Annotated in this window: 15 protein-coding genes; 2 read left to right on the plus strand and 13 right to left on the minus strand. The window is 70.9% G+C overall.

Annotation, left to right across the window (positions count from 1 at the left end; all coding sequences use genetic code 11):
• Positions 1–146: 146 nt before the first annotated feature.
• The 12 genes from GQR16_RS06420 to hrcA form a co-directional block, all read right to left on the minus strand.
• Positions 147–1,541 (minus strand): ABC transporter permease, encoded by a 1,395-nt coding sequence (locus tag GQR16_RS06420; protein ID WP_246200587.1) that lies wholly within the window; start codon positions 1,539–1,541, stop codon positions 147–149.
• On the minus strand, positions 1,538–2,299 hold the full coding sequence (locus GQR16_RS06425) for an ABC transporter ATP-binding protein (RefSeq protein WP_157414337.1): 762 nt from the start codon (positions 2,297–2,299) through the stop codon (positions 1,538–1,540). Before GQR16_RS06425 ends, GQR16_RS06420 begins: the two co-directional genes overlap by 4 nt.
• Before the next feature lie 59 nt (positions 2,300–2,358).
• Positions 2,359–3,042, minus strand: coding sequence for a response regulator (locus tag GQR16_RS06430; protein ID WP_157414338.1), 684 nt, complete (start codon positions 3,040–3,042; stop codon positions 2,359–2,361).
• A complete protein-coding gene (locus tag GQR16_RS06435) occupies positions 3,039–4,253 on the minus strand; it encodes a sensor histidine kinase (RefSeq protein WP_246200589.1) in 1,215 nt (404 codons plus the stop codon). The genes GQR16_RS06430 and GQR16_RS06435 overlap by 4 nt, the downstream gene beginning before the upstream one ends.
• Before the next feature lie 134 nt (positions 4,254–4,387).
• Complete coding sequence (era, locus tag GQR16_RS06440; protein WP_157414339.1) at positions 4,388–5,296, minus strand: GTPase Era; 909 nt, start codon at positions 5,294–5,296, stop codon at positions 4,388–4,390.
• Positions 5,274–6,590 carry a hemolysin family protein gene (locus tag GQR16_RS06445; protein WP_157414340.1) on the minus strand — a complete coding sequence of 439 codons (1,317 nt, stop codon included), beginning with the start codon at positions 6,588–6,590 and terminating at the stop codon, positions 5,274–5,276. The genes era and GQR16_RS06445 overlap by 23 nt, the downstream gene beginning before the upstream one ends.
• Positions 6,591–6,592: 2 nt before the next feature.
• A complete protein-coding gene (gene ybeY / locus GQR16_RS06450; protein WP_157414341.1) occupies positions 6,593–7,054 on the minus strand; it encodes an rRNA maturation RNase YbeY in 462 nt (153 codons plus the stop codon).
• Complete coding sequence (locus tag GQR16_RS06455) at positions 7,051–8,073, minus strand: PhoH family protein (protein WP_157414487.1); 1,023 nt, start codon at positions 8,071–8,073, stop codon at positions 7,051–7,053. The genes ybeY and GQR16_RS06455 overlap by 4 nt, the downstream gene beginning before the upstream one ends.
• A 61-nt stretch (positions 8,074–8,134) precedes the next feature.
• A complete protein-coding gene (locus GQR16_RS06460; RefSeq protein WP_157414342.1) occupies positions 8,135–8,491 on the minus strand; it encodes an HIT domain-containing protein in 357 nt (118 codons plus the stop codon).
• A gap of 24 nt (positions 8,492–8,515) precedes the next feature.
• Positions 8,516–9,250, minus strand: a complete 735-nt coding sequence (locus tag GQR16_RS06465) for a 16S rRNA (uracil(1498)-N(3))-methyltransferase (RefSeq protein WP_157414343.1) — start codon at positions 9,248–9,250, stop codon at positions 8,516–8,518.
• A gap of 11 nt (positions 9,251–9,261) precedes the next feature.
• Positions 9,262–10,365 carry a molecular chaperone DnaJ gene (gene dnaJ / locus GQR16_RS06470; protein ID WP_157414344.1) on the minus strand — a complete coding sequence of 368 codons (1,104 nt, stop codon included), beginning with the start codon at positions 10,363–10,365 and terminating at the stop codon, positions 9,262–9,264.
• A 46-nt stretch (positions 10,366–10,411) separates the two neighbouring features.
• Complete coding sequence (gene hrcA / locus GQR16_RS06475) at positions 10,412–11,434, minus strand: heat-inducible transcriptional repressor HrcA (protein ID WP_157414345.1); 1,023 nt, start codon at positions 11,432–11,434, stop codon at positions 10,412–10,414.
• A gap of 190 nt (positions 11,435–11,624) precedes the next feature.
• On the opposite strand from hrcA, the gene GQR16_RS06480 reads away from it, so the two are divergent.
• Both GQR16_RS06480 and GQR16_RS06485 read left to right on the plus strand, forming a co-directional pair.
• The gene (locus GQR16_RS06480; protein WP_157414346.1) at positions 11,625–12,089 is read left to right on the plus strand and encodes a DUF4870 domain-containing protein; all 465 of its coding nucleotides are present in this window, start codon (positions 11,625–11,627) and stop codon (positions 12,087–12,089) included.
• Positions 12,090–12,236: 147 nt separating this feature from the next.
• Entirely contained in the window at positions 12,237–12,617 is a 381-nt protein-coding gene (locus GQR16_RS06485) for a DUF4870 domain-containing protein (protein ID WP_157414347.1), read from the plus strand.
• Between the two features lie 25 nt (positions 12,618–12,642).
• On the opposite strand, the gene hemW is transcribed toward GQR16_RS06485, so the two are convergent.
• Positions 12,643–13,869, minus strand: a complete 1,227-nt coding sequence (hemW, locus tag GQR16_RS06490; RefSeq protein ID WP_157414348.1) for a radical SAM family heme chaperone HemW — start codon at positions 13,867–13,869, stop codon at positions 12,643–12,645.

A 13,869-nucleotide genomic window follows, 5' to 3' on the forward strand; every position in this document is an offset into this window, starting at 1 on the left:
TAACACTGCCGCGAGCCGGCGCGCACGACCGTGCGGACGGATGCCTCCCCCGAGGCATCCGTCCGCACTCTTCCCCGCCTCCGCACCCCCGTGCGGAGGACGTCTCGACGCGGCGCCCACTCGCCGCGAAATCCGGCCCGTCGCGCTCAGTCGACCGCGAGCGCGACCACCGGCGACACGCGCGCCGCGCGGCGCATCGGGGCGACGGATGCCGCGAGCGTGAGGAGCGCGGCGGCGCCCACCACGATCGCGACGATCGGCCACGGGATCACCGGGGCGACGATGCCGGGGCCCGAACCCACCGACCCGAGGATCGACTGCGCGCCGACCCATCCGTAGGCGATGCCGAGCACGAGGCCCGTGAGTGTCGCGGCGACCGTGAGCGCCGCGGCCTCGACGAGCACCATCACGCGGATCTGGCGGCGGTCGAACCCGAGCGCGCGCAGCAGGCCGAGCTCGCGCGTGCGCTGCATGACGCTGATCGACAGGGTGTTGACGAGCCCGACGGCCGCGATCACGGCGCTGAACCCGATGAGCGTCGAGAACACGGCGACGGTGCCGTCGATGACCGGGCCGAGCGCGTCCTGGAGCTCGGGCTGGTCGTCGGTGGCGATGAGCAGCATGTGCCGGTAGGTCTCCATCGTGACCGCGAACGTCGTGACGAGCGTCACGCCGATCACGAGGCCGATCGTCATGCGCGAGGAGCGTTCGGGGTGCCGCACGGCGTTCTCGGCCGCGAGGCGTGCGGCGGGGCGGTCGCCGAAGAGCCGGCCGACCACGCGCAGCACGGGCGGCATGACCCGGTGCGCTGCGAGCACGATGGCCGTGAACGAGAGGATGCCGCCGAGCAGGCCGATGAGCACGCCCTCGGGTCGCACGAGGCCCACGACGACGCCGAGCACGAGCAGCCCCGCGCCGAGCACCCCGAGGATCCACGCCGCGACGGCGCGGCCCCGGCGCGAGGAGACCTCGTCGAAGTCGGCCTCCGTCGCATTGCCGAGCGCCTGCGCCGGACGCACCGCGAGTACACGGCGCGAGCCGGTCCACGCCGCGAGCCACGTGGTGAGGGCGACCGCGACCATCGGCACGAGCAGCAGCGGATCGACGAGCGAGTACGTCACTCGCGGAATGCTGCCCTGCGCCATGCCGATCTCGGCGATGCCCCACGCGGCCGCCGACCCGACCAGGGCGCCGAGCACCGCACCGGCGAGCCCCACGAGCAGCCCCTCGCGGGCGATCGCCGCGCGCTGCGCGCCCGCGCTCGAGCCGATCAGCCGCAGCAGAGCGATGAGCCGCGTGCGGCCGGCGACGACCGTCGCGACGGTGTTGCCGGTGACGACCGCGCTCACGTAGACCGCGATCGTGATGAACACGCCCGCGACGAGACCGAGCATGAGCTGCACCGTGCCGCTCTCCGCGAGGCCGTTCTCCGAGGTGATGACGGCGGTCAGGATGCCCGTGATCTGGAGCAGGGCCACGCCGAACGCCGCAGCGAGCGTGGCGACGAGCAGCGTCGGCAGCAGGTCCTTGAGGCGGGTCACGCGGCAGCCTCCATCGCGAGCATGTACGAGCTGATCTCCTCGGGCGTCGAGCGCGCGGTGTCGCGCACGATGCGGCCGTCGGCGAGGAACAGGATGCGGTCGGCGTGACTCGCCGCGACCGGGTCGTGGGTGACCATCGCGATCGACTGGCCCGTACGTGACGACGCCGACGCGAGCAGCGACAGCACCTCCCGGCCCGTGCGCGAGTCGAGGTTGCCCGTCGGCTCGTCGGCGAACACGAGGTCGGGCCGCGTCGCGAGGGCGCGGGCGATCGCCACGCGCTGCTGCTGTCCGCCCGAGAGCTCGTGCGGGCGGTGCTTCACGCGCGGGGCGAGCCCCAGGGTGTCGAGCAGCTCGTCGATCCACGCCTGCTCGTCCTTCGAGGGGCGGCGACCGTCGAGCTCGAACGGCAGCAGCACGTTGGCGCGCACGTCGAGCGTCGGCACGAGGTTGAACGACTGGAACACGAACCCGATGCGTCGGCGTCGCAGCACCGTGAGCTCGCCGTCGGGCAGGTCGGTGATGTCGGTGTCGCCGAGCCACACCCGGCCCGAGGTCGGCGAGTCGAGGCCGGCCATGATGTGCATGAGGGTCGACTTGCCGGAGCCCGACGGGCCCATGATCGCGGTGAACTCCCCACGACGCAGTCCGAGCGAGACGTCGTCGAGGGCCGCGACCGCGCCGGGGCCGGTTCCGTACCGTTTGCCGAGGTTGGTGACGCGTGCGATGAGTCCGAGGTCTGAAGGATGGATCTGCATGCCTTCGACGCTACGGACGCCGGCCCGCACGGGTCATCGGGCCATGGGATGGCCCTGCGTCATCCTGCAGGATGATCCGACGTGCCGAGATCGTGCTCGTAGGCGAAGACGACGAGCTGCACACGGTCGCGCAGACCCAGCTTCGCCAGGATCCGGCTCACGTGCGTCTTGACGGTCGCCTCCGACAGGAACTCGGATGCCGCGATCTCGGAGTTCGAGAGGCCGCGGGCCGCGAAGCCGAAGATCTCGCGCTCGCGCGGCGTCAGCTCGGCCCACGAAGTCGGCGCCGGGCGGCGTCCGCTCCCGCGCGCGAGATGCGCGAACAGCTCGCGCGTCGCGCTCGCCGCGATGACCTGGTTGCCCTGGTGCACGGTGCGGATCGCCGCGAGCAGGAATTCGGGGTCGGCGTCCTTCAGCACGAATCCACTCGCCCCCGCGCGGATCGCCTTCGCCGCGTTCTCGTCGAGGTCGAACGTCGTGAGCACGAGGATGCGCGGTGCCCGCCGTCCGGCCCGTTCGGCCTCGGCGAGGATGCGCTCGGTCGCCTGGATGCCGTCGAGCTGCGGCATCCGTACGTCCATGAGCACGACGTCTGGTCGGGTCGTCGCCGCGAGGGCGACCCCGGCCGCGCCGTCGCCCGCCTCGCCGACGACCTCGAGGTCGGGCTGCGACTCGACGAGCATCCGCACGCCCGAACGGAACAGCGCCTGGTCGTCGACCAGCGCGACTCGGATGGCGTTCATGCGGTGCTCCTCGGTTGCGCGGGAATGCTCGCGACGACGCGGAACACGCCGTCGCCGCCGGGCTCGGCGCTCAGCGTGCCGCCCACGAGCTGCGCACGCTCGCGCATGCCCGTGATGCCGTGCCTCGCGCCCGTCGGCCCGGTCGCCGTGGCACCGGTGGCCGTCGTGCCCGGCCCGCCCGCGGCATCCGCGAGGCGATTGGCGATCATGAGCGACACGCCGGTCGGCGTCCAGTCGAAGCGCACCTCGACGGGCGCGCCGGGGTCGCCGTGGCGCAGGGCGTTCGTGAGCGCCTCCTGCACGATGCGGTACACCGCGATCTGGTGGCCCGTGCCGAGTTCGCACGGCTCGCCCGTCTCGACGCGGCGCACGTCGAGTCCGGCTGCGACGACGCCCTCGATGAGCTCGCCGAGGTCGTCGAGCACGGGCTGCGGCGCGCCGCCCTCGCGATGCCGCAGTTCGGCGAGCAGCACCCGCACGTCGCCGAGCGCCCCCCGCGCGACGCCCGAGATCGTCTGGAGGGCCTCGGATGCCGCGTCGGGCCGGGTCTTCGCCGCGAAGCGCGCCCCGTCGGCCTGCGCGATCACGACCGCGAGCGAGTGCGCGACGACGTCGTGCATGTCGCGTGCGATGCGGTTGCGTTCCTGCTCGACCGTGTACCGGTACTCGACGAGCGCGCGCTCGCGGTTCGCGACCTCCTCGCGCCGCCGCACCTCGCGCCCCTCTCGAACGGACCTCGCCAGGAGGCCGGCCGTCCAGGCCAGCACGAGCAGCGCGAGCGAGGCGACGAGGATGAAGGCGGCGGCGATCAGGTTCTCGGGCGTGAGTCCGCTGGTGTCGCCGAAGATCGGCATGAGCACCTGCAGGTAGACCGTGGCGATCAGCGCGCCGACGCCCGCCGACACGAGCCCGAGCCACTTCACGAGCCGTCCGCCGTGCGCGGCCGTCGAGTAGAGCACGCCGAGCACCGCGAAGTCGTAGAACTGCAGGTCGCGGAGGGCGGCCATCTGCACGGTCGCCGCGCACCACGCGATGCCGAGCGACCATGCCGGAGCCAGGCGACGCACCGCGAGTGCCGAGACGAAGAGGGCCATGGCGACGAGGTCGGCCCAGTTGCCCATGAGCGCGAACGGCAGCGACATGAGGCCGAACACGCCCGCGAGGACGATGTCGGTCGTCAGCTTGGCGCGGCTGATGCGGTTCTCGGGCACCGATCCACCGTACGCGCTGCGTGCACCGGATGCCGCGTCAGCCGACGCGAATCATCCTCGAGTCGTACGGGCCGGCCGCCGGCCGACACATCCGACGCCCCACACGGTCGGACGCTCGAGTCGCCCGGCGCGGTTCAGAACCCGAGGCGGCCGAGGAGCTTCGGATCGCGCTGCCAGTCCTTCGCGACCTTGATGTGCAGCGCGAGGTAGACCTTGCGCCCGAGCAGGCCCTCGATCTGGGCACGGGCCGTGGCGCCGACCTCGCGCAGACGCGAACCGCCCTTGCCGATGATGATGCCCTTCTGGCTGTCGCGCTCGACGTAGAGGTTCGCGTAGATCTCGAGCAGGTCCTTGTCCTCACGCTCGACCATGTCCTCGACGACGACGGCGATCGAGTGCGGCAGCTCATCGGTCACGCCCTCGAGCGCGGCCTCGCGGATGAACTCCGCGATGCGCTCCGAGGTGTCCTCATCGGTGAGGATCTCGGCCGGGTAGAGCGGCTGGCTCGACGTCGGCAGCAGCGAGAGCAGTTCGTCGACGAGCACGTCGAGCTGCTCGCCCCGCGGCGCCGAGACCGGGATGACGGCGTCCCACTCGCGCAGCTCGGACACCGCGAGCAGCTGCTCGGCGATCTTCGCCTTGCCCGCGGCATCGGTCTTCGTGACGATCGCGACCTTCTTCGCGCGCGGATACTGGTCGAGCTGCTCGTTGATGAACCGGTCGCCCGGACCGATCGGCTCGTTCGCCGGAACGCAGAACGCGATGACGTCCACGTCGCCGAGCGTGGACTGCACGAGCGAGTTGAGCCGCTCGCCGAGCAGCGTGCGCGGGCGGTGCAGTCCCGGCGTGTCGACGAGGATCAGCTGTCCGTTCTCGCGGTGCACGATGCCGCGGATCGCGCGACGCGTCGTCTGCGGCTTCGAGCTCGTGATCGCCACCTTCTCGCCGACGAGCGCGTTCGTGAGCGTCGACTTGCCGACGTTCGGGCGCCCCACGAACGAGACGAATCCTGCGCGGTACTCAGCCACGGTTCTTCCTTCCATCGGCGTCTCCGGACTCGAACGCCAGTTGGGCGTCGATCAGGGACTGATCGCGTTCGACGAGGATCGTCGAGATGCGTTTTCTGCGGCCCTCGGTGCGCTCGGCCTTCAGCACGAGCCCGGAGACCACCGCCGTCTCGCCCGGCTGGGCGAGGCGGCCGAGTTCCTTCGCGAGCAGGCCGCCCGCGGAGTCGACGTCCTCGTCGTCGAGCTCGAGGCCGAACAGCTCGCCGAGCTCGTCGATGGGCAGGCGCGCGTTCACGCGGAACCGGCCCGGCTCGAGCTCCTCGATCTGCGCGGCCTCGCGGTCGTACTCGTCGGAGATGTCGCCCACCAGCTCTTCGATCACGTCTTCGAGGGTGACCAGGCCCGCGATGCCACCGTACTCGTCGACGACCATCGCGAGGTGGTTCGACTCGAGCTGCATCTGCCGCAGCAGCGCGTCGGCCTTCATCGAGTCGGGAACGAACACGGCCGGGCGTGCGAGCTCGCCGACGGTGAGGTCGGCGGCATCGAGCGGACGCTCGAATCCGAGCCGCGCGAGGTCGCGCAGGTACAGGATGCCGGCGACGTCGTCGGCGTCCTGCTCGATCACGGGGATGCGCGAGTAGCCGGCGTTCAGGAACAGGGCCATCGCCTGCGGCAGATGCGCCGTCGACTCGATCGTGACCATGTCGGTGCGCGGCACCATGACCTCGCGTGCGACCGTGTCGTTGAACTCGAAGATCGAGTGGATGAGCTCGCGGTCGCCCTCTTCGAGCACCTCGAGCTCGGTCGCCTCGTCGACCATGCTGAGCAGCTGCTCCTCGCTCGACACGCCCGCGAAGCGGATGCGTCCGGGCGTCACCCGGTTGCCGAGGCCGACGAGGGCGTTCGCGAGCGGCCCGAGCAGCACGCGCAGGAAGTGCACGACCGGGGCGGTCAACCGCAGCACGACGGGCGCGTGCGCACGGCCGACGCTGCGCGGACTCGCGCCCACGAGCACGAACGAGACGGCCGTCATGATGAGCGCCGACCAGAGCAGCACCCACCACACGTTGTCGAGGAACGACACGAACGCGAGCGTGACGAGCACGGCCGCCGTGGTTTCGGCGATGATGCGCACGAAGTTGACGGCGTTGACGTGCGCACCCGTGTCATCGGCGATGGCCAGCAGCGAACGACGTGAACGGGAGCCGAACGCGAGCTCGGTGACATCCGCCCGACTGGTGGCGCCGAGGGCTGCGTCGACGGCCGCCATGAGACCGCCGAACGCGACGAGCACGAATGCCGACGCGAGGAAGAGCCAGGCCTGCATGGTCAGCGACGACGCTCCTGCATCGTGAAGCCGACGAGGAGGTCGCGCTGCAGCCCGAACATCTCCTTCTCGTCTTCGGGTTCGGCGTGGTCGAAGCCGAGCAGGTGCAGCATGCCGTGCGTGGTGAGCAGGAGCAGTTCGTCGATGAGCGGATGCCCCGCGGTGCGCGCCTGCGCCTCTGCGACCTGCGGGCACAGCACGACGTCGCCGAGGAGTCCGGGCGGCGCGGGGTTGTCTTCGCTGCCCGGTCGGAGCTCGTCCATGGGGAAGCTCAGCACGTCGGTGGGGCCGGGCTCGTCCATCCACTGCACGTGGAGCTGCTCCATGGCCCCCTCGTCGACGAGCACGATCGCGAGCTCGGCGTCGGCGTGCACGTGCAGCGCGTCGAGCACGTAGACCGCGAGGCGCTGCAGCACCTCCTCGTCGATCTCGACGGCGGATTCGTTGTTGACCTCGATGCTCACGAGTTGCCGCCCTTTCGCGGAAGATGGTCGCGCGGGCCCGCGTGCCCGCGTCGTTCGGCGCGGTTCGCGAACTCGCGCGCCTGGTCGCGTTCGAAGCGCTGCGCCTGTGCGCGCTGGTCGAACTCGGTGTACGCGTCGACGATCTGTCCGACGAGGGTGTGCCGCACGACGTCGGCGCTCGTCAGGCGTGCGAAGTGGATGTCGTCGATGCGGTCGAGGATGCGGGTCACGAGCCGCAGGCCGCTCGCGCCGCCGGGCAGGTCGACCTGCGTGACGTCGCCCGTCACGACCATCTTCGAACCGAAGCCGAGGCGGGTGAGGAACATCTTCATCTGCTCGGGCGTGGTGTTCTGCGCCTCGTCGAGCACGACGAACGAGTCGTTCAGCGTTCGGCCGCGCATGTAGGCGAGCGGTGCGACCTCGACGGTGCCCGAGGCGAGGAGCTTCGGCACCATCTCGGGGTCCATCATCTCGTTCAGCGCGTCGTAGAGCGGCCGCAGGTACGGGTCGATCTTGTCGGTGAGGGTGCCGGGCAGGAATCCGAGGCGCTCGCCGGCCTCGACGGCCGGACGGGTCAGGATGATTCGGCTGACCTCCTTGCGCTGGAGGGCCTGCACGGCCTTCGCCATCGCGAGGTAGGTCTTGCCCGTGCCGGCCGGTCCGATGCCGAAGACCACGGTGTGCTCGTCGATGGCGTCGACGTACGCGCGCTGCCCCTCGGTCTTCGGACGGATGCTCTTGCCGCGGGAGGCGACGATGACCTGCCCGAGCATCTCGGAGGGTCGTGAACCTGGATCGGCGTCGATCATGCGTGCCGAGCTCCTCACTTCGGTGGGGGTTGGGTCCTGGCCGGCTCGCACGAGCTCCAGGAGTTCTTCGATGAGTCGACGCACCCGGAGGCGCTCCTCGGATGCACCGCGGATGCCGATCTCGTTGCCGCGCACGTGCACCTCGACGTCGGGGTACTCGCGCTGGATGGTGGTCAGCAGGCGATCCTGCGGGCCCAGCAGCCGCACCATGGCGATGCCGTCGATCTTCAGTCGCTCCTCGTCGACGGACTCGGGGGCGACGTCGTGCGACTCATCCGCCAAGCGAGGCCTCCTCGAGGCCGCCGGCCAGGACGTGCGCGTGCACGTGGAAGACGGTCTGGCCCGCGCCGGCGCCCGTGTTGAACACGAGACGGAAGTCGCCGTCGGCGAGGTCGGCGGCGATGCCGCGGGCGACGTCGACGAGTTCGGCGAGCAGCGCGGGGTCGCCCGCAGCGAGCTCGACGACGTCGCGGTAGGTGCCCGACTTCGGGGTGACGACCACGTGCACGGGCGCCTTGGGCGCGATGTCGTGGAAGGCGATCACGTTCGCCGTCTCGGCGACGATGTTCGCGGGGATCTCACGCGCGGCGATGCGCTCGAACAGGGTCGGCTCAGCGGGTGCGCTCATGTCTCCATCGTAGCGAGGGATGCCTCACCACCGCCCGAGTCGGGCGTTCAGCACCGCGATGGCCGCGGGGCCCGCCGTCGAGGTGCGCAGGACCGAGTCGCCGAGTCGCACGGTCTCGGCGCCCGCGGCGACGAGACGCTCGATCTCGGCGGGCGCGATGCCGCCCTCGGGGCCCACGACGAGCACGAGATCGCGGCCGTCGTCGTCGAGCGCGGTGAGCGGCGTCGTCGCGGTCGGCTCGAGCAGCAGCACGCGGGCGCCGTCGAGCAGGGCGACGAGCCCGGCGGTCGCCGTGAGAGGCGCGACCTCGGGCATCCACGGGCGGATCGACTGCTTGGTCGCCTCGCGCACGATGCTCGCCCAGCGGGCGCGGCCCTTCTCGGCCTTCGGCCCCTCCCATCGCGAGACCGAACGGCTCGCCGACCACGGCACGATCGCATCGACGCCGAGCTCGGTGGCCGCCTGCACCGCGAGCTCGTCGCGGTCGCCCTTGGCGAGGGCCTGCACGAGCGTGATGCGGGGGCTCGGCGCGGGCGTCGAGGTCACCTCGCCGACCTCGAGCACGAGCTCGCGCGGTGCCGCCTCGACCACGGTCGCCGTGGCGAGGACGCCGCGACCGTTGCCGACGGAGAGCTGCTCGCCGACGCGCACGCGCGAGACGGTCACCGCGTGGCGCGCCTCGTCGCCCGCGAGGCGCACGAGATCGCCGGAGGCGGCGCCCGCCAGTTCGAGGGTCTCGTCGAGGTAGAGATGGCTCATCGCGGCATCCGTCAGCCGAGGAACTTGTCGCGGAGTCGGGCGAAGAGGCCCTGCTGGAAGTGGCTCAGCTCGGGGGCCGCGGCCTTCTTCGACGCCGCGAACTGCTGCACGAGCTCGCGCTCCTTCGTCGAGAGCTTGGTGGGCGTCACCACCTGCACGCCGATGCGGAGGTCGCCGCGGCCGCTGCCGCGGAGCTTGGAGACGCCGCGGTCCTTGACCGTGAGGATCTCGCCGCTCTGCAGGCCCGCCTTGATCTCGACCTCGACGTCGCCGTCGAGCGCCTCGATCTTCGCCGTGGTGCCGAGGATCGCGTCGGTCATCGACACCGCGAGGGTCGCGAGCAGGTCGTCGCCGTTGCGGCTGAACACGTCGTGGTTCTTGACCTTGATCTCGAGGTACAGGTCGCCGTTCGGGCCGGCGGCCGGGCCGGCCTCGCCGGAGCCCGGCATCTGCAGGCGCACGCCCGTGTCGACGCCCGCGGGGATGTCGACCGGAACCGTGCGGCGCGCACGCACGCGCCCCTGGCCCTGGCAGGTCACGCACGGCGTCGCGATGACGGTGCCGTAGCCGCGGCAGGTGCCGCAGGGGCTCGACGTCATGACATTGCCGAGGAGCGAGCGCACCGCGCGCTGGATCGAACCGGTGCCGTGGCAGATGTCGCAGGTGACGGGCGACGTGCCCGGCTGGCAGCACGAGCCGTGGCAGGTCTGGCACACCACGGCGGTGTCGACCTCGATGTCGCGGTGCGTGCCGAAGATGACCTCGTCGAGCCCGACCTCGACGCGGATGAGCGCGTCTTGACCGCGTTCGCGACGCGACCTGGGCCCGCGGCTCTGCTGAGCGCCGCCGAAGAACGTCTCGAAGATGTCGCCGAACCCGCCGAAGCCCTGCCCGCCGCCGCCGAACCCGCCCTGGTCGCCGAGGTCGTACTGCTGGCGCTGCTTCGGGTCGGAGAGCACGTCGTACGCGTGCGTGACCGACTTGAATCGCTCGGACGCCTCGGCGCCCGGGTTCACGTCGGGGTGCAGTTCGCGTGCGAGGCGACGGTACGCCTTCTTGATCTCGTCGGGGGTCGCCTCGCGCGAGACGCCGAGGACCTCGTAGTGGTCTGCCACGGAGGGCGTGTCCTTTCGATTGCGGATGCCGGTGGGGGCCGGCTGCTCAGTTCTCGCCGAGCGTGCGGGAGAGGTATCGGGCGACCGCGCGAACGGCCGCCATGCTGTGGGAGTAGTCCATGCGGGTGGGGCCGACGACGCCGAGCCGGGAGATGTCGCGACCGGGGATCTCGAACGCGCTCGAGAGCACGGAGGTCTCGCCGAGCCCGAACGACGCGTTCTCGCGGCCGATGCGCACGGCCACGGCGTGCTCGTCGGCGGCCATCTCGCCGAACAGCCTCAGGAGCACGACCTGCTCCTCGATGGCCTCGATGACGCCGAGGATCGACCCGGCGAAGTCCTGCTCGGTTCGCACGAGGTTCGCCGCTCCGGCCACGACGAGGCGATCCTGCCGCTGGGCGCGGGCCTGATCGGCGAGCGTGGACGCGAGCGCGCCCAGCACGACGGCATCGGCCGGCGCGACGTCGTCGAACGTGCCGGACAGCGACTCCGCGGCATCCGCCATGGCCCGATTGCCGGCGAGCTCGTTCAGGCGCGCGCGATGCAGCGCGAGCGAGGCCTCGTCGACCGGGTGCGGGAGCTCGGCGACCCGCTGCTCGACCTGACCCGAGTCGGTGATGAGGATGCACAGCACGCGGTCGGGTGCGAGCGAGACGAGCTCGACGTGCCGCACCCGCGCACTTCCGAAGCTCGGGTACTGCACGACCGCGAGCTGCTTGGTCAGCTGAGCGACGAGGCGCACCGTGCGCGCGAGGAGCTCGTCGAGGTCGCTCGACTCGCCGAGGAAGGTCTCGATCGCGTGCCGCTGGGCCCTCGTCATGGGGCGCACGTCGGTCAGCTGATCGACGAAGACTCGGTACCCCTTGTCGGTCGGGATGCGGCCCGACGACGTGTGCGGTGCCGCGATGAGCTCCTCCTCTTCGAGGAGCGCCATGTCGTTGCGGATGGTCGCCGCGGAGACGCCGAACGAGTGCCGTTCGACGATGGCCTTCGAACCCACGGGTTCACGGGAGGCGACGTAGTCCTGCACGATCGCTCTGAGGACGGCGAGGCTGCGTTCGGAGACCATGTCCCTCGCTTTCCCGGCGCTGTTAGCACTCAATCGATGTGAGTGCCAATCATACCGCTCAACTCAGGGTAATCCCCATTGCCGACACTCCCGCCCGGCGCTACCGTGAGCATGTTCCGCGACCTACCCGGCTGCGACCGCTCATGCTCGCGGCAGCGGAACGACCGCCGAAGCCCCGAAAGGCACGTACATGTCAGATCCCAACGCAGGCCCGTCCGATCCGAACGTGCCGCCCACCCCGCCGCAGCAGCCGGCCGCACCGCAGCCCGCGGCCGCGCAGCCCGCGGCAGCGCCGGGCGCGCCGCTCTCGCGCGAGCAGGATGTGCAGTGGGGCTCGTTCGCCCACCTCGGCGGAATCCTCGGATTCCTGCCGTCGCTCATCATCTGGCTCGTCTTCAAGGACCGCGGCCAGTTCACGAACACCGAGGCGAAGGAGGCGCTGAACTTCCAGATCACGCTCGTCTTCGCGCAGATCGCGGCCTGGATCCTGACGTTCATCCTCGCCCTCGTGTCGTTTGGCGTCCTCGGCTTCCTCGGCACGTTGCTGTGGTTCGCAATCTGGGCGGTGGGTCTGATCTTCTCGATCCTCGCGTTCATGCAGGCCAAGGACGGCAACCACTACCGCTACCCCTTCGCCATCCGACTCATCAAGTAGTCCAGGGGGCGGCGCCGGCTCCCGGCGCCGGTCGCGCGCATCGCCCGTCGTGGGAGCGTCACACTCCCGCGGCGGGCGTTGCTGTGCCAGCATGAAGGCGTCCGCACTCACCGCGCCGGGTCCGGCGCATCCGAACAGGAGAAGACGATGTCCGACCTGCCCCCTCCCCCGCCCCCGCAGAACCCCTACGAGCAGAGCCCGCAGCTGAGCCCCAACGACGAGAAGCTCTGGGCGACGCTCGTGCACATCGGCGGCATCTTCTTCGGCTTCATCCCGGCCCTCATCGGCTACCTGATCCTCAAGGACAAGGGCCCGTTCGTGCGCGCGCACACCGCGACCGCGCTGAACTTCCAGATCACGATGACCATCGCCGCGATCATCAGCAGCATCCTCTGGCTGGTCGTGATCGGCATCTTCCTGTCGATCGCCGTCGCCGTCGTGGTCGTCGTCTTCAGCATCATCGCCGCCGTCAAGGCGAACCAGGGCGAGCCGTACTCGTACCCGCTCACGATCAAGTTCGTGAGCTGACCGGGGATTCGTCCTCGAGCGAGGTTCAGTCCTCGAGCAGGCGCCGCACGACGGCGTCGGCGAGCAGCCGTCCTCGCCTGGTGAGCGTCAGCCCACCAGCGAGGGCGGCTTTCGCGTCGACGAGCTCGTCGGCGATGAGGCCCGCGACCGCGTGACGACCACCCGTGTGCAGCGATGCGATGTCGATGCCCTCGCGGATGCGCGTGAGGAGCAGCACGCGCTCGGTCTCGCGCGTGGGTGCGTCGAGCACCTCGCGACCGACCGCGGGCGAGTGGCCCGCCGCCAGGCGCTCGGCATAGGCGGCCGGATGCTTCGCGTTCCACCAGCGCACCCCGCCGACGTGGCTGTGGGCGCCGGGCCCGACGCCCCACCAGTCGTCGCCGCGCCAGTAGCCGAGGTTGTGCCGCGAACGGTGCGCCGCATCGTTCGCCCAGTTGCTGACCTCGTACCACTCGAAGCCCGCCTCGGCGAAGGCCGTGTCGGCCAGCTCGTACATGTCGGCCTCGAGGTCGTCGTCGGGCTGCGCGAGTTCGCCGCGACGGATCTGCCGTGCCAGCTTCGTACCGTCCTCGACGATGAGCGCGTACGCGCTCACATGGTCGGGCCGCTCGGCGACCACCGCGTCGACACTGCGCCGCCAGTCGTCGAGCGACTCCCCCGGCGTGCCGTAGATCAGGTCGAGGCTCACGTCGAGTCCGGCGTCGCGCGCCCAGCGCACCACGAGCGGCACCCTCGCCGGGTCGTGCGTGCGATCGAGGGCCGCGAGCACGTGCGGCACCGCCGACTGCATGCCGAACGAGACCCGCGTGAAGCCGCCCTCGGCGAGCCGGATCAGGTCTTCGGGCCCGACGGAATCGGGGTTCGCCTCGGTCGTGACCTCGGCGCCCGGCGCGAACCCGAACTCGTCGCGAACGGCGCCCAGCATGCGCACGAGGTCGTCGGCGGGCAGCAGGGTCGGCGTTCCGCCGCCGAAGAAGACCGTCTCGGCCGCTCGGGAGGGCGCTCCGGATGCCGCGAGCACGCGCCGCGACATCCGGATCTCGTCGATGGCCTGATCGGCGTAGTCGACCTGACGGGCGCCACGAAGCTCGCTCGCCGTGTAGGTGTTGAAGTCGCAGTACCCGCAGCGCACGCGGCAGAACGGGACGTGCACGTAGACGCCGAACGCCCGATCGGCGGCGCCTTCGGCCGCGGAGGCGGGCAGCAGGCCGTCGAGCGGTGCCGGCTCGCCGAGCGGCAGCGCGGAACCCAC

The organism is Agromyces allii, assembly GCF_009749385.1.
GTDB classification, from domain to species: domain Bacteria; phylum Actinomycetota; class Actinomycetes; order Actinomycetales; family Microbacteriaceae; genus Agromyces; species Agromyces allii.